We start from the raw sequence: 15,656 nt of genomic DNA, 5'->3' as shown, positions 1-15,656 counted from the left end.
AAAAAGAAGGGCCGTCAAAAGACGACCCTTCCCCTCTATATGAGACAGCACTGCCTGTGCGGATCACAGCAGCCGCTGAGTATCCAGCAAAGGGAACACCGCCAACGGTGAGGCTGACGGTGTTCGATTTCGTTGTGGGTGGTTTTTTGGAGGGCAATCCCACAAGTAAGCATACCCCCAGGACAGTCAAGAGGCTGATCGAGGAAGAGCCTTCTCCTTTTTCCTTCACCCAAACCAAATGAGCAGGAGCCTGCGTTTTTGGAAAAGTCAGAACAGGACTGAATCGGTATGCAATTTGGCTGACTCATCTTCTGCTCCTGTTGGGTAACGAACGCCACAGCACTGAGCCAAAAGAAACTCTGATCTCTAGAGCAGCCACTTGAAAATAGATATATGAAGAAAATAGAGCCACAATATTGTTGGTGAACAACTTAGAGCGGAACATCAAACAAAAATGAGTGAGGTGACTGTATGGATTCAAGGAATGCAAAACGACGATTTATTGAATACATTGGAAACAAAGTAATGTACTCAACTTGTGGACATGAAAACTACCAGTGGGGGGATGTCAACTCCGAAGTTCTTGCGAATGCGCAGTTCATCCACCTGCCGAAACAGAGATTTCAGTATGTTGGGGTTGACCTCGACTGGGAAGGCTCGGCGAGTCTGTGGATGGATGAAGGATTCCCTGAACCGACCATAACAATTATTACTCCAACATCGAATCATTCGAAATTCTTCTACGAACTGGAGCATCCCGTGACGATTCCCAGGTACTGGGGTTCGCAACACATCAACTTCAAGCCATATTTGTACTTCAAGGATGTGAAATTGGGATTGACCCTGGCGATGGAAGGTGACCTGTCCTATTCTGGAACATCCATGAACAATCCATTCTATAGGAATCTTGAACAGAATACTATAAAAACGGAAAACGGCGAAGTTTCGAGCAAGTGGAAAGTCCACTGGGCTGACAAGAGGTATGCCCTTGAGTATCTTGCCGAATTCGCCGTCTTCCCAAAAAGAAAACGGTATCAGACTTCATTCGAAGACAGCGACAGTAGAGAAGTCACCCTGTTTAATTCCACGAGAGCATATGCATATGAATATGTTCATCAATTTGATGAGTACAACTTGTTTCACGAGGCCGTTGCCTCCAATGCTTTGGAAAACTGGTTAAAGCTCAGTCAGATTGAGAAAGATCATCCTCTTATGGAAAAAGAAGCGCATTCTGTCGCAAAGGCTGTCTCCAGATGGGTCTGGATGCGTCGCAAAGACAGATGGATGAAGCGATTCACCTGGGATATTGGAGCTCTCGGTTTTGAAGCACTGGACAAAAGCACCTTGTCTGAAGAAGAATTGAAACTTGAAATTCATAATCGTAAATCGATTGGTGCAAGATATGCTAATGAAAAACGTAGAAGAAATACTGAATCTAAAATCCACGGTGCATGTGAAGAACTTGTTAGGAGCAATCAAAAGGTAACACGTAAAAACATCTCTGAAATGACTCAACTCAGTCTCAAAACATTAAACAATTACAAAGAGACAATTAAATATTTTAAACTTAAAAGTATACAAATTCAATAACTATATAATATTACTCAAGTGCATTGATTTCCAATGCCAAGTAACCTTAATATAGCTAACTACCTTTTTTTGGGGGTTGGGGTGGTGTTCAGAACGAGACAGATGAATCGAGAAAAATTGAAACTGGAAAATCTGGAGACACAAGCCCCCGCCAGGGATGAACGTTCATCTCCTGAACACATGCAACGCATCCAAAGGATTGCACAAGCAGTCCACATGAGCTCTTTGCACGTTTATCTGAAAGTATTTTATGGAATTCGAACAGTTGGTGTCAATGAGATATCTATGGAAAAATGGAACATCCTGTCTGAACCATGGTTACTGCATGAACAATCGCATTTTCAAGGTGATTGATAGAGATATTAATCCATACTGTTAGCAATGCTAAAGAATCGACGATTCAGGTCATGGGCGCCTTGAACGTCAACCGATCCAAGTCTCGCTGGTGTGCGAGTGTCGCTGTATTTTGGTGACAAGGACAAAAAATTCAATCTTCTCAAGGAAAACCATGTTCATCGCCCTCATCGAATGAACATGCTTGAGAAGAACCAGCCGGGTAGGAGTGATCCGCATGGTGAAGTGGTTGAGTCCGAGGAGGCGGCCAGTATTTCCATGGTGATGGAATCAAGCCGTGGTGGCGCGACGATTGAGCGAGGAGCATGGCCCTCTGAAGCTTGAAGATGCAAATCCTCTCAATTGTGAAGTCGTCGTATGCGATTAGGCGCTGGACGTCACTGAACGGATCGGTTTTCGAACCAAGGGAAACCTGATGGGAGTTCGCTCAAGAGCGTGAGGACTCCAGACTCCATCAGGCGGCTGCGTTTCCATAAGGGAAGCACCGGGAACATTCTTTCCAATCGGCAAGGAAGACAAGTCATTTCTGTTATTACAGGGGGACTTGGCCTTCAATCCATTCAATATACATCTCTCTTGCGGACTCTCTGTCCGCCAGAACAACACAAACACACGTTCCCGGTATCGCCGGATGCGGGAAAACCGCATGTCCGGTGGTGATACGGGGCTTGGGTCGGTGACGATCCTCTCTACCGTCGGCTGTCCGACTCCGCATTCTTGCCGGTGCGGGGTTCAGCAGTCTCGATTTGTCGATTCACATTGCGAAACAGGATGTTTTACATGGTAAAGTCCTGTTTTTTTGCAGATATTCATGATAAATCATGAAAAATAGCTGAAAATTGCGCATTTTCACGCGATTTTTGCGCATATTTATGCGGTTTTGAGCATTCTGCGAACGCCTGGTTCCAATTCCTCCCTGTCGTCGTCAACTGCTCCTCCGTCTCCGGTTCAGCCCCAAATCCCTGCCCCATATTTCAATTCTCCTGCAAGTTCTCCCCTTGGGCCAAGGGTCTGGTCCTGAAACTGCTCAAACATCCAGGAAGGGGCCTTTTTGTCCCAAAGAACGTTTTTCGTTGCTTCTTCGCCACAGAATGCGTGCTGAACAACGCCACATAACAGCCAAATCACGTGGTTGAGCACAGCGTATGTCACTATGTGGCAGAAAAATACAGATATACACCACCATAATCTTTTCAAAACGAGGAGAAATGGCATGGCTAAGAAGCAAACCTCAGACGGTGAAGCTCCCAAGCGGTTCGAATCGAAGTACAACCCAACGGTGCTCAAGCAACTCATCAACGAGAAGCTGAACGCCAATCAGATCATGGAACGCATGAACATCAAGCATAAGCAGGTGCTCAAGCAGTACATTCTGCGGTTGTGCAGCGAGGAGAAGATCTACCATGACGTGGAAGGACTGTATACGAAGTCCACATCCCGTCCGCGAGTGAACTCCAAGGGACAGCTGGTGCTGAACATGGAAAATTTGCTCCCGGAGCACATGGAAGTGCTGCCCGGAGACGAATTCTCCGTCGCCTTCGAAGATGACAGGCTCATCTTGACGAAGGTGTGAAGGCCAATGCCGGAAAAGCCAATCCTGATCAAGGAATGGCTTTTTCGTTTCAGATCATGCGCAAAGCGAGTCAAGAAGGAAAGTACGGTATTGCCCAAGATCGTACATTGGGATTTTTAAAAAAGGCAAAGAAGTTCAATGGGATAACCATGTTTTCATGGAAATCCCGACGTCGAGGCCTGTTTTGAATGAACGATTCCAAGGTGTTTTGGAGCAAAAGCCGGATTCCGGAGGTGTTGCGATGAAGGTCGGACCTTTCATCGAGATGAAGCACGTGAAGGCCATCAAGAAGGTTCTTGCGGATCGTCCGCGTGACCGATTGCTGTTCATCATGGGCATAAACACTGGACTCAGGGTGCAGGACATCCTGGCCTTGAAGGTCAGGGACGTTGCCTCTGTCAGAGTCGGTGATCGGATTCCGATCATTGAGAAGAAGACGGGAAAGGAAAACGTCCTGATGATGAACTCTGAAATCAAGGCCGCGCTGGACATCTATTTGTCCACCGCAAAGCCGAAGGAGGAACATTACCTGTTCAAGTCTCGCAAGGGCAAGAACTATCCGCTCACCACCTATGCGGTGACCATGATGGTAAAAAGGTGGGCCGCCGAGATCAACGTCAAGGGCAACTATGGAGCGCATTCGTTGCGCAAGACATGGTGTTATTTCCAACGCAAGCAATATGGCGTGAGTTGGGAGTTGATCGCCAAGCGGCTCAATCACAGTAGTCCTGGAGTGACCAGACGTTACCTCGGTGTGCAGGCCGAGGAAGTCGAGGAAATCCTGCTCAACTCGGTATAACCTGTAACAGGGGCGGAAGCCCCTTTTGTTCGATCAGGAGCGTGTGGTGAACACAAAGAGTAAAAGAAGCAAAATGCGGTCGCCTTTCTGTAATGTTGGGGATGGAGTTCATGTCTCCATAGAAGTCAAGCAACTGGTGCATCTCATGATTGAGATGGACAAACTCGGTTTCTTCTCACACTTGAAACAGTCCGGCGAGAACATGTTTGACCCGGAGTCTCTGGGAAAGTTCATGGAGACGTTTCTCAATGGTGACAAGTTCTCTGTGAACGTCGAACTGAACACCAACGTCGATACTCCTTCCGATAATCTCCAGTAGACTACGTTTCAATATTCCAAACAATCAACCCTGGGAGGTTCCAATGGGCGTCTATCAACGCGATGGGCGGTGGATGGTGTATTACAACGAGAACGGAAAGCGCCGGGACAAGAGCTTCGGTCGCGGTGACGAGGCCAAGGTCAAGGCGGAAGCATTTGACCGGATGATGAAGCAGCCAGTGAAAGCCAATCAAATCGTTGTCGAACAAGATTCGACACAAAGACACTGTAAGTAAGGAGCCAGTCATGTACTACGAAACAAAAATTATTCCGTGCCGTAATCCTCACTGTAAGAAGAGGGTTAAAGTCCCATTTGACTTCGAAGAGAGTGTTCCGTGTGAGTCGTGTGGGAACAGGTTCCAAGGGTACGTTATGCGAGGAAAGTACCCTGACGATTCGTTGGATACATTTGATGTATTTGTTGAAGATGAACACAAAGAAGAACAGCTCACGATGTTTTGAGCTCGAACTAATCATCATACTATTTCCAATGATGCTAACAACACTGTTTACGGTCAAACAACCTCAAAAGCTTGTGCGTGGCTCTTGTTGCAAAATTTGTTTCCGTGCAGTCTGACCTATGTCGGCGTATAATATCAATGGGTGTTTTTGTTTAAATTTTTCAAAATTCAATCTTTCATATTGATCATGGAGAATGCAATGGGAGTTTATCAACGTGACGGAAGATGGATGGTTTACTACTGGGAAAATGGTAAGAGAAAGGACAGATCGTTTGGCCGTGGGGCTGAAGCGTATAAGCAGGCAACGGATTTTGACACTGCTATAAAAGTGAAAAAAGAACTGGTTAAGTCCACCTGGCGTCATCAAGAAGTATCACCCGTGAATCACATGGAACAAAAGGCGGAATCAAAAGTTCACTACATTACTCCGCCTGCGCTGCAAGATGGAATACGCCTTCTTCAGTTGACTGACCACTACATTAATCATCTCAAAGCGTCTGGAAGATCGGATCGACATGTCCGCAGCATTGAACTTCATGTGAAGAACCAGTTTCTCCCTGTGATTGGAAACAAGGTCGTTGACTCCATGACCTATGCAATGGATATGCTTCCGTTTATTCGCCACTTTCAGGAAGTGAGCGATAAGACGGGGAAGAAGCGCTCAAAAACAACGGTGAACCGCTATACGGATTACCTCAATGCGGTCTTCAACTTTGGACTGGAGATGGGATTGACCAAAACAAATCCCATGAAGGGTCGAAAGAAGACCAAGGAGCGCCCTCGTGAAGTCCAGATAAACCTCGACGATGTCAAGAAGATCATGGAACATGCGGACACTCATGTTCGCTGGGCCATCGAAGTATGTTTCACTTTGGGTCTTCGTCCAGGCGTATCTGAACTTTTCTCCATTCGGTACGATCAAATCGACTGGAATGCCCCATCCATCAAGGTGTACGCTTCGAAAACGCAGACGACGCGGGTGATCCCACTCAGTCCGACGTTTGCCCAGAAGTTGCGAGAGATGGAAGCCACGTCGAAGTCCGGGTATGTCATCGAGTATCATGGGAAGCCGGTCACTCGGATGAACAAGGCCTATCAGGCCGCGTGTGAGCGAGCCGGGATCAAGGTGCCGACCCGTATGTACGATCTTCGACACCTCTTTGCCACGACCATGCTGAGCAGAGGAGCGGACCTGGCTGCTGTCTCGAAACTCATGGGGCATGCGAACGTGACCATGACTGCGGACACGTATTACCAGTACCTTCAGGGAGAAAAGGAGCGGGCGGTCAGCTTGTTGCCAGAACTCTGCGCTGTGAGTTAGTGAAGATGGGGTGGAGATATCCACCCCATTTTTTACGGAATCAATGAGCTGGCGAGAGGTTGAGATGCTCGCAGGGTATCTGAACCAAAAGCGCAGGCGGCTGCGCATACGGAATCCCGATGCTTCTCTACCATATCCTTCCCCAATCAGCTTACGAGGTCCTTCTTCAGCGGGGATACTTGATTGGAGACGGTCGCCGCGTCTGGGTTGGGGTGCGCCATGCTTACGATTGGATGGTTGCGCAAATGGAACGTCGGTTGCCGAAGCGGTCGGGGAAAGCCGGCAAGTATCCTCTCTGGGCCTGGGCATCCTGGCGATGCAATCAATCGCGACCTGACCTTCGGTATGGAGGTCACCTCGAGTCCGGGACGCCCGGAATGCTCCTTACCATTGAGGTTGACAGTTCTTTGGCCCTCCTCTCCGACTTCACCTCTTGGCACATTTGCCTCAACAACAGGTATTATTGTAAAATGTTGTTAGTAGTTATTGGGTATGGAGTCGACAGGTGCTTGACGTGTGCAACAACCATACTATATAATACATTATACAGTAAATAGTTTGCGCATTAATAATGCTTAATAACTTTACTGAAGGAGGTAGGTATGGGTATTAATAACGGGAAAACGATTCAGATTTATTTGCCAGATGGCGACCCGCGTGGGATACGAATCGCTGAAATCACAACGCGGTTGGTTAAGGCCATTCAGATTCCTCAAGTGCAATTGTCTCAGCTTCAGAATATTAAAGAAGCTAGTCAGCCAACTTGTTATTTTTTGTTTGGAGAATCACAAGAAACTGGCCGTCCAACTGTTTACATAGGGCAGTCAGAAAATTTTTCAGGAAGGCTCCTGGTTCATGGCCGCGAAAAAGATTTTAACACAGCAGTAATGGTTGTATCTTCTTCAGACTCATTTACTCAGACCCATATTAAATACCTGGAAAGTCATTCAATACAAATAGCAAGGGAAAGAGATAGATACGTATTGGTAAATACAAAAGACGAGTCGAAGCCACATGTAAATGAACCTATGGAGGCGGACATACTTGATGCATTTTTAACCATAGAAACATTGTTGACAACGCTTGGATTTCCTGTTTTTGAACAATTGGTGTCTAGTGATAAATTCGAAAACGATTCAGATAGGGCAAATGAGTATCGCAATAAAAAACATCATGTTTTTAAATGTTCAGGTCAGGGAGGAGATGCTCGGGGGGAACTGAACGATGAGGGCTTTGTCATATTTAAAAATTCCATAATTAGAAAAGAAGTTGTTCCGAGCATGCAGTCTTATGCTGCGTATATGCAAAAGCGTGACGCGCTGTGCAATGAGGGGGTGCTCGTTGATCATGACTCTGGGAATTATATTTTAACAAAAGATCTTTTGCTTTCAACTCCTACTGCTGCAGCAAATCTTGTGCTTGGAAACTCAAGCAACGGTTGGAAGTCATGGGTTTCAGAAGATAATGGAAAATCTTTGCATGAAGTATATAGAACGCCGTTCGAGAATAAACAGCAGGAATTTGATGATTAATGTTTTGTTGTTTCCTGGCGAGGGGTTGAACCGTATGCGGCTCTACGGTGAGGTCGTTTTAATGGCTGGTCTGAGATATAAAGGATTGGATGGGGTTGTTGCGACGGGGCTCTCGTGCGTCACAAGGATGTTGGCTTTTTTCTGTTATATTGAATAGTACAGCAGTGTCCTGATACGCATACACGCCAAAGAGGCGCTCTATGAGCCAGCAGTACAGACCACCTTTTTCCATCACCTCCGTGATTGTCAATCTTGTCGGCCGAGTTAGCGAAGCGGTGGGACGGTTGACTATCCTCAACGAGCAGGCGAAATCACTTCGGTTGCGGCGCATCAACCGCATCCGCACCATTCAAGGATCGCTTGCCATTGAAGGAAACACACTGAGCGAAGCGCAAATTACCGCTATCCTCGACGGGAAAAGGGTTATCGCTCCGCCTCGAGAAGTGCAGGAGGTCCGCAATGCTCTCGTTGCCTATGATTGCTTCGACACATGGAGCCCTGGAGAGGAAAAGGACCTTCTGGAGGCCCACCGTATTCTGATGTCCGGCCTGGTTGATAGAGCCGGAAGCTACCGGAGTGGAAACGTTGGTGTGATGGAAGGTCCTCATGTCATTCACATGGCCCCTCCGGCGGATCGCGTTCCGAAGCTGATGGACGATCTGTTCAGTTGGTTGAGGTGCAGTGACCTTCATCCGCTGATCGCCAGTTCGGTCTTCCACTATGAATTTGAATTCATCCATCCCTTCGCTGACGGGAATGGTCGCATGGGGCGACTGTGGCAGAGTCTCATTCTGGCTCGCTGGAACCCTTTGTTTGGCGATATGCCCGTGGAAAGTCTGGTTTATGAGCATCAAGCCGAGTATTATGAGGCCTTGCAGGAAAGCACGCGGCAAACGGACTGCGCTCCTTTCATAGAATTTATGCTCGGGATGATTTTCGATACCATCGCCGTATCTACCCCCCAAGTCGCCCCCTCAGTCACCCCCCAAGTCGGTCAACTGCTTCTGGCCGTGAAAGGGGAAATGTCCCGTGAAGAACTGCAAGAAGCCCTTCAGTTGCACGACCGCAAGTCATTTCGAGAGCGCTACCTCAGACCTGCCCTGATAGAGGGACTCATTGAAATGACTCTTCCCGACAAACCCAATAGCCGTCTGCAACGATATCGTCTGACGGAAAAAGGGCGTCAGTGGCTGCGATTGTTCGATGAGTAGACTCTGAAGAATGCTATGCGTGTACTATAGAAAGCGTATGCTACTTACTAGAGGAGTAAACCTGTGAGTGTGTTGTTTTCAGAATGCAATTTGTTACGATTGACGCGGATGCAATAAAGTGTTTTCCTTGCATGGAAAAAGAAATGTCGAGTTTGTACGCGCATTTTGTCCATAAATAAAGCGATGTTGTTTACTTCCTTAAAGTGTATTTTTCTTGAGATAGAGCGCGATAGCCAACGGTAAATTGGAGCGTTGGCAGCACTGTTGGAGGTTAACCAACGGTGCGTTGGCAGGATCGTTGGGAATCACCAAAAAACCGTTGGCTCAGCGTTGGTGTAGACGCCAAAAATTATTTAAATTATCCAATTATTTCAAATATTTACTACGGACCTGGAGACATGGGGTTCAGGGGGTCGGAGGTTCAAATCCTCTCATCCCGACCACAAATTTCCCCAAGAAAATGGGCCGGTTAACACATAAAGTTGACTGGTCCTTTTTTTATGGTTGTCAACCTCCTGGTGAACCTTGCGTTGACCGCGATGTTGGAGAGAACTGTTTAATCCGCTGTAATCACTGTGTATGAAGGTGTATGAAGCGGAAAAGTGTCAACCCCTGATTACCCAAGCCCTTCAGACACCCTCCTGCAAAACCTCCATACTTCCTCCAACACCGTATGAGACATGAGGTACGGGTTGCTGTTTCATTTCCCTCGTCTTGAAAAATATTGAGGGAGGGACATTTCTGCCCCTCCCTTCACAGCTTGGTTTCCATGCGGTTCAGCTAGTCCAGCTCAGGCAGGAGCGCCGCAGCGCGTTCCTCGTCGCCGGGCATGATGTGCCCGTACCGTCCAAGGGTCATGGAGGGGTTGCTATGCCCCATCATCGCGCTGACGGTGCGGACCGAGGCCCCCTTGGACAAGAGCGTGGAACAGAACAAGTGCCGGATGTCATACGAAATGATGTCGTCGGAGATACCGGCGGCCTTGCAAGCTGTTCTGAAGGCCTTGCTGATACGCTTGACCTGACGCCCCTGGTATTCCACCAGATACGGAGTCTGAGCCTCAGCCTTCTTGAGTTGCAGCTTTTCCAGGAACTTCGGAGACACCTTCACGCGTCTCCAGGTCTTGGTCTTTCTGCCGTAGACACGGACGTAGCCGTTTTCCCAATCCACGTGACGCCACTCCAGGGCCAGCAACTCGGACTGTCCGGTGCGGACGCCGAGGTTGTACGCCACTTCGACTGAGGTGGTCGCAGAAAATTGGGCAGCCTGTTAAGCTCTAGTCCTCGACACAGGAGGACGGTTTCGATGTCCAAGCGACGGAAGTTTTCAGCGGAGTTCAAGGCAAAAGTGGCGCTCGAGGCCCTGTCCGGCGAATTGACCTTGGCCGAGTTGGCCAGCAAGTACGACGTGCACCCGACGCAGATCACCGGTTGGAAGCGCCAGGCCAAGGAGGGCATGGTTGCGGCCTTTTCCGGGAAGGCGGCGACCGTACAGAAGGATGCCGCCGCCGAAATCCGGGAACTCCACGCCAAAATCGGCCAGTTGACCGTGGAAAAAGATTTTTTAGAACGAGCCTTCGCCAAACGATGAGTCGCGAGCGAAGGCGCGGGATGGTCGAACGTCACCATCCCCGACTCAGTGTCTGCCGGCAGTGTCACATTCTCGGGCTGGCCAGGTCGACGTGGTATCATCGCCCGAAGGGCGAGTCGGCCATGAATCTGGACCTGATGCGGCGTATCGACGAACAGTTTCTGGAGACGCCGTTTTACGGATCACGCCAGATGCAACGGCATTTGCGACATCAGGGCATCACGGTCGGACGTGGCCGCGTGCGGCGGTTAATGCGCAAAATGGGACTGATGGCGATTTACCAGAAGCCCAGGACCAGTGTGCCGCATCCCGATCACAAGATTTACCCGTACCTGCTGCGCGATCTTGCGATCAAACGGCCGGATCAAGCGTGGTGCGCCGACATCACGTATATACCGATGAAGCGAGGCTTCCTGTATCTGGTGGCGGTCATGGACTGGCATAGCCGGGCCGTGCTGTCCTGGCGGCTGTCGAACACCCTGGACGCTGATTTTTGCGTTGACGCCTTGGAAGAGGCCATGAATCGCTATGGAGTGCCGGAAATCTTCAACACGGATCAGGGATCGCAGTTCACTGGCCAGAACTTCACGCAGACTCTCAAAGATGCCGGCGTTGCCATCTCCATGGATGGCAAGGGCCGATGGATGGATAACGTCTTTATCGAGCGGCTGTGGCGCTCGGTGAAATGGGAGTGTGTCTACCTGCGAGAGTTCGAAACTGGCAGGCAAGCCCGTCAGGCGCTCGGAAACTGGTTTCACTTCTACAACGAGCAGCGGCCGCATACGGCCTTTGACGGTCGCCGACCCATGGACGTATACCGAGATGGCCACTCAGCCTCAAAGGCGGCATGACCACCAACCGGGCTAGAGCTTAACTTTGCCGCCAATCTGTCCAAACAAATGGGACCACTTCACCGCATGCGTATCGACTTCATGACCCAGTGGTTTCCGCGCCTTACCATTCTTCAATGGTTTGTCTGCGTGATTGCCGCCATTGGGTTTGCTTTTGACACCTATGAACTGTTGATGCTGCCCTTAATCATCAAGCCGGCCCTTCTGGAACTAGGGGGCATTCAGCCCGGCTCGCCGGCTTTTACGCTCTGGTTCAGCCTGTTGTTCTATGTTCCGGCATTGGCCGGCGGAGTATTCGGACTGCTGGGAGGATACCTGACGGACTGCTTTGGACGCAAAAGAGTGTTATGCTTGAGCATCCTCCTCTACTCTTTCGCCGCATTCCTTGCCGGATTTTCAGTCACCCTACCCATGCTTCTGGTATTGCGCTGTCTCGTCTTCATCGGCGTCAGCGTGGAATTTGTGGCGGCTGTAGCCTGGCTCGCGGAATTGTTTCCTCAACACCAGCGAGAAGGGATACTCGGCATGACGCAGGTTTTCTCTTCACTTGGGGGCGTCATGGTCGCGGTTGCCAACGGCGTCGTCACGGCCTGGTCCACTAACAGCCCCGCCCCGCTCTTTCTCGGATTGCAGTTGCCGGCAATTCAGCTCCCGGCCATCGCCACACCCGCGCTGTTCGATATGCTTGGCTGCGTCTCCAACCCGCACGCGCACTGGCGATATACGCTCATGTCAGGCCTCATCCCCGCCATTCCTTTGCTTTTGTTCAGACCGTTTCTCCCCGAGTCTCCCCTCTGGAAAGAGAAGCGGAGAACAGGGAAACTCCAACGCCCAAGCATTGCTGAACTCTTTCGCCCAAGATTGCGCAAGACCACCATTCTCGTCACGGTGATGTTCACGATAAGCTATGCGACGTTTTATGGCGCGCTCGCCCAGACACCGCAGATCGTTCCCGAACTGCCCGAAGTGAAGGAGGATATCCGCATTGCGCTGAAGCAGCGGTTGCCAATTGCCTTGCAGGAGGAATACAAGTCGCGATGGCGCGAAGAGGGCAAGACAGACGCGGACATGGCGCAACTGCTCAGAGCCGAAGAGCGCCTCATCGCCGGCCAAGTCGAACAGGCCCACACCGCCCGAATCATGAAAGCGCCGCCGCTTGGGGGGCTCGTGGGCAGATTCGTTCTGGCCTGCCTGGCCATCGTTGTCGTCAGCCGGCAACGACTGCTGCGCGCGTTTCTGTTGCCTGGCCTTGCCGTGATGCCTCTGACGTTTGTATGGGCGGGGGGGAGCAGCCTCTCTTGGCTGGAGAGCGGCATTTTTCTGGCCGGCTTCCTGACTGTCGGCCAATTCAGCTTTTGGGGCAACTATCTGCCGCAGGTTTTTCCGCTCCACTTGCGGGGAACAGGGGAAAGCTTTGCCGCAAACATCGGCGGGCGCATGATAGGCACGTCGTTCGCCGCCCTCACGCCGATGATCGCCGCCTGGCTGCCGGCAGGTGTCCCCACCGCGACTAAAATTGCCTATACGGCTGCCGTCGTGGGCTTTCTCTGCTACCTGCTCAACGCAATCTGCTCGTTTTGGCTGCCGGAAACCGGCACCCGCGACGTTTCCAGGTAACTCGGGCTCAAACCACCGCGAAAGCGGCGGCGACGCAATGCTCCGGCTTCAGTCTGCGAGGGCCTGGGCAAGAGCCACAAGTCCTGCCCGATCAACTTTGCCGCCTCGCGTCAAAGGCCACTGATCGACCCTATGAAACGCCACGGGAACGGACTCGACATCAACCCGTGCGGACACCAGGGCGCGAAGCGTTTCCTCCGCAGGATCGTCGGCAGACTGCCCAAGTCGATAAAACGCCACCGGAACCTGGCCGGCAATGGGGTCCGGCATGCCCACGAGAATGGCCTCGGCAACGGCGGGGTGTTCAAGCAGCACATCAGTCACCAGCGCTGAAGCGACATTGGTGGCGTTGCGGACGATCACATCGGCAGCCCTACCCTTGAACCAATAGAACCCGTCCCTGTCCATGCATGCAAGATCCTGGGTGTCGAACCAGCCGGAGCAGGTGGCCTGATGCGTTCGCAAGGTGTCGTTCCAATAACCGGCCATCCAGTTCTTCGTACGCACCAGCAGTCTGCCGGATTTTCCCGGTGGCACATCGCGCCCGTTTTCGTCCACCAGGCGCATTTCGACTCCTTCGAGCGGCTTGCCCATGGACCCCGCGTTCAGGGGGCCGGCCAAAGGATGCGCGGCCACAAGGCCGGTTTCCGTCAACCCGTACAGATTGAGCAGCGGTTTTCCTGTTGTTTGCTCCACCTTGCGGACCAGCTCCGGGCCGGGATTGTCTCCAGATACCAACAGAAATCTCAAGCTGGAATGATCGGCCGATGCGGCTGAGGGATGCTCGAAGAGCTTGCGGGTGTAGGCCGGCATGAATACGCTGTATGTCGGCCGTACCTCGGCGTAGATGTCCCAAAACGCACCGCTGTCTGGGGGGCTCGCCATGACGACGGTTCCCCCCACCCGGAACATGGCCAGCACCTGAAACACGAAACATGTGGATCGAAGGGGTGAGAACACCAGGAGCGTCGTATCCTGGTCAGTCATCATCATTGCGTTGCAGAGGTGTTCTGTCCTTCTTGCAAGGCGGGTCTGGGTGTGCGCTATGGCTTTCGGACGCCCTGTGGTGCCGGAAGTGAACACAAGAAACCCGATAGGGTCTTGACAGTGCGTTGAGCACTGCTGGGGTACACCCTGCTGCGTGGCCATGAGCGACGAATACGGCGTACGGCCTTGAACCTGCCCGTCCGTAAGAATGCAATGCGCAATTGTTCCCAGCGAGTCCTTCGGCAAGTGCGGGAGCATTTCCCGGTTTGTCACCACAGCCTTCGGGGAGGCTTCAGACAGATACAGGGCATACAGGCTGGACGGAGCATCGACAGGCAAGGAAACCACGATCAATGCGGCGCGGTTTGCGGCAAGACATGCGGTCACGAGTTCCATCGAGGTCGGCAGCACCAGGGCGATTCTGTCGCCCGGGCGCAAGCCGAGAGAATGAAATCCCGCAGCCAGCCGTTCCACATCCATTGCGAGACGGCCATAGGTAATTTCCTGTCCGCCAAAGACCATGGCGATGCGGTCAGGCGTACGAGTGGCTGTTCGCTCGAGAATGTCCCAGATCAGCATTCGCGTCTCGCAAGCTTCTTCAACAAGAACCTGTCGGGTGTTCGACGCCTCTGTCGCAACAGGGAGCAGGTCGTCTCAAACGCCTTGAGCGACCTGCATGGCGGGCTTGTCGCTCAAGGCTCGGACGCATCCGCGTAGCCTGTCAAACGGGATTGAAGATTATTTGGCCAGATTCACCGGATCATTCTTCAAGCTCTTGGCGAGCTGGTCTCGCAGTTTTATGCTGTATGCCGCGCTTTTCACTTCACCGGTGCGATCGTCGCATTTGACTTTCAACTCAACGTCATCAGTCATGTTGCAACTATACTCGGTCCAAGGTCCGGACTTTTTGACTTTTATCTTCTGACCAAAACTCGCCTTCATTTTGTTCAGGACGTCTTCCTTATGTCTCCCAACAACACGTATAATTCTAGCATAATACATGCCATCGACGAAAGCATAGGAAATGGCCGGGCATGCGTCCTGATGCACCTGGAGCCGGCAATTTCCGATGTAATTGTAGTACGAGACCCCTTCAACCTGTTTATACAGAATGAAATTTCCATCATCCAGTTCGCTGAACTTCGCGCCAAAGTTCAGCTTTGTACAGTCAAATGCATACGAAACATTGCAGAAGAAAACTGTCAACACAAACAAGCTGGCCACTGCAAGTACTCGCATTGCTGCCCTCCCCATTTTCCGATTGTTCACATTTTTATAAATATAATCAATAGATATTAGATATATCCCTTATTGTCAAACAGCATTGATCACGTTTGGCCAAAGCCCCCCCTCTCGACGGTCAGTCGCTCTTGTAAATGTTCGCTCACTTGAGCTGGCCGTTGAAAACGTCGTTTCATGAAGTCTGTTCAATAATTCGCTGGCTGAACTGCT

Annotated in this window: 17 protein-coding genes; 14 read left to right on the top strand and 3 right to left on the bottom strand. The window is 50.9% G+C overall.

Annotation, left to right across the window (positions count from 1 at the left end):
• Window positions 1-471: 471 nt before the first annotated feature.
• From ACYQ01_RS12195 to ACYQ01_RS12140, 12 genes are all read left to right on the top strand, one after another.
• Complete coding sequence (locus ACYQ01_RS12195) at window positions 472-1,590, top strand: replication initiation protein (protein WP_459934135.1); 1,119 nt, start codon at window positions 472-474, stop codon at window positions 1,588-1,590.
• Between the two features lie 102 nt (window positions 1,591-1,692).
• Entirely contained in the window at window positions 1,693-1,944 is a 252-nt protein-coding gene (locus tag ACYQ01_RS12190) for a hypothetical protein (RefSeq protein ID WP_459934134.1), read from the top strand.
• A gap of 99 nt (window positions 1,945-2,043) precedes the next feature.
• A complete protein-coding gene (locus ACYQ01_RS12185) occupies window positions 2,044-2,268 on the top strand; it encodes a hypothetical protein (RefSeq protein ID WP_459933993.1) in 225 nt (74 codons plus the stop codon).
• A gap of 889 nt (window positions 2,269-3,157) precedes the next feature.
• Window positions 3,158-3,517 (top strand): hypothetical protein, encoded by a 360-nt coding sequence (locus ACYQ01_RS12180; protein WP_459933992.1) that lies wholly within the window; start codon window positions 3,158-3,160, stop codon window positions 3,515-3,517.
• Window positions 3,514-3,705, top strand: a complete 192-nt coding sequence (locus ACYQ01_RS12175; protein WP_459933991.1) for a hypothetical protein — start codon at window positions 3,514-3,516, stop codon at window positions 3,703-3,705. The genes ACYQ01_RS12180 and ACYQ01_RS12175 overlap by 4 nt, the downstream gene beginning before the upstream one ends.
• Window positions 3,706-3,758: 53 nt before the next feature.
• Entirely contained in the window at window positions 3,759-4,316 is a 558-nt protein-coding gene (locus tag ACYQ01_RS12170; protein WP_459934848.1) for a tyrosine-type recombinase/integrase, read from the top strand.
• 46 nt (window positions 4,317-4,362) lie between these two features.
• Window positions 4,363-4,635 (top strand): hypothetical protein, encoded by a 273-nt coding sequence (locus ACYQ01_RS12165; RefSeq protein ID WP_459933990.1) that lies wholly within the window; start codon window positions 4,363-4,365, stop codon window positions 4,633-4,635.
• A gap of 43 nt (window positions 4,636-4,678) precedes the next feature.
• Entirely contained in the window at window positions 4,679-4,870 is a 192-nt protein-coding gene (locus ACYQ01_RS12160; RefSeq protein ID WP_459934133.1) for a hypothetical protein, read from the top strand.
• 424 nt (window positions 4,871-5,294) lie between these two features.
• Entirely contained in the window at window positions 5,295-6,416 is a 1,122-nt protein-coding gene (locus ACYQ01_RS12155; RefSeq protein WP_459934132.1) for a tyrosine-type recombinase/integrase, read from the top strand.
• 119 nt (window positions 6,417-6,535) lie between these two features.
• Window positions 6,536-6,973 carry a DUF3841 domain-containing protein gene (locus tag ACYQ01_RS12150; RefSeq protein ID WP_459934131.1) on the top strand — a complete coding sequence of 146 codons (438 nt, stop codon included), beginning with the start codon at window positions 6,536-6,538 and terminating at the stop codon, window positions 6,971-6,973.
• A 45-nt stretch (window positions 6,974-7,018) separates the two neighbouring features.
• Window positions 7,019-7,948 (top strand): GIY-YIG nuclease family protein, encoded by a 930-nt coding sequence (locus tag ACYQ01_RS12145; protein ID WP_459934130.1) that lies wholly within the window; start codon window positions 7,019-7,021, stop codon window positions 7,946-7,948.
• Between the two features lie 200 nt (window positions 7,949-8,148).
• Window positions 8,149-9,159, top strand: coding sequence for a Fic family protein (locus ACYQ01_RS12140; RefSeq protein WP_459934129.1), 1,011 nt, complete (start codon window positions 8,149-8,151; stop codon window positions 9,157-9,159).
• Between the two features lie 780 nt (window positions 9,160-9,939).
• Here ACYQ01_RS12140 and ACYQ01_RS12135 read toward each other — a convergent pair.
• Window positions 9,940-10,392, bottom strand: a complete 453-nt coding sequence (locus ACYQ01_RS12135; RefSeq protein ID WP_459934128.1) for a tyrosine-type recombinase/integrase — start codon at window positions 10,390-10,392, stop codon at window positions 9,940-9,942.
• Window positions 10,393-10,464: 72 nt separating this feature from the next.
• Between ACYQ01_RS12135 and ACYQ01_RS12130 the strand changes: the two genes are divergently transcribed.
• Both ACYQ01_RS12130 and ACYQ01_RS12125 read left to right on the top strand, forming a co-directional pair.
• Window positions 10,465-11,600 (top strand): IS3 family transposase gene (locus ACYQ01_RS12130; RefSeq protein ID WP_459934127.1). Its coding sequence is split into 2 segments (ribosomal slippage): window positions 10,465-10,737 and window positions 10,740-11,600, totalling 1,134 coding nucleotides; the frame shifts between segments, so codons are not numbered across the junction.
• Window positions 11,601-11,666: 66 nt separating this feature from the next.
• Window positions 11,667-13,217 carry an MFS transporter gene (locus ACYQ01_RS12125; protein ID WP_459934126.1) on the top strand — a complete coding sequence of 517 codons (1,551 nt, stop codon included), beginning with the start codon at window positions 11,667-11,669 and terminating at the stop codon, window positions 13,215-13,217.
• Between the two features lie 48 nt (window positions 13,218-13,265).
• Here ACYQ01_RS12125 and ACYQ01_RS12120 read toward each other — a convergent pair whose 3' ends face one another.
• Window positions 13,266-14,783, bottom strand: a complete 1,518-nt coding sequence (locus ACYQ01_RS12120) for a class I adenylate-forming enzyme family protein (protein ID WP_459934125.1) — start codon at window positions 14,781-14,783, stop codon at window positions 13,266-13,268.
• Window positions 14,784-14,942: 159 nt separating this feature from the next.
• Window positions 14,943-15,443: a hypothetical protein gene (locus ACYQ01_RS12115; protein ID WP_459934124.1), complete on the bottom strand. Its 501-nt coding sequence runs from the start codon at window positions 15,441-15,443 to the stop codon at window positions 14,943-14,945.
• Window positions 15,444-15,656: the final 213 nt, after the last annotated feature.

Source organism: Fundidesulfovibrio butyratiphilus (assembly GCF_054657235.1).
The sequence above is the reverse complement of the archived record's forward strand: the minus strand, read 5'-3'. Positions and strand labels throughout refer to the sequence as shown.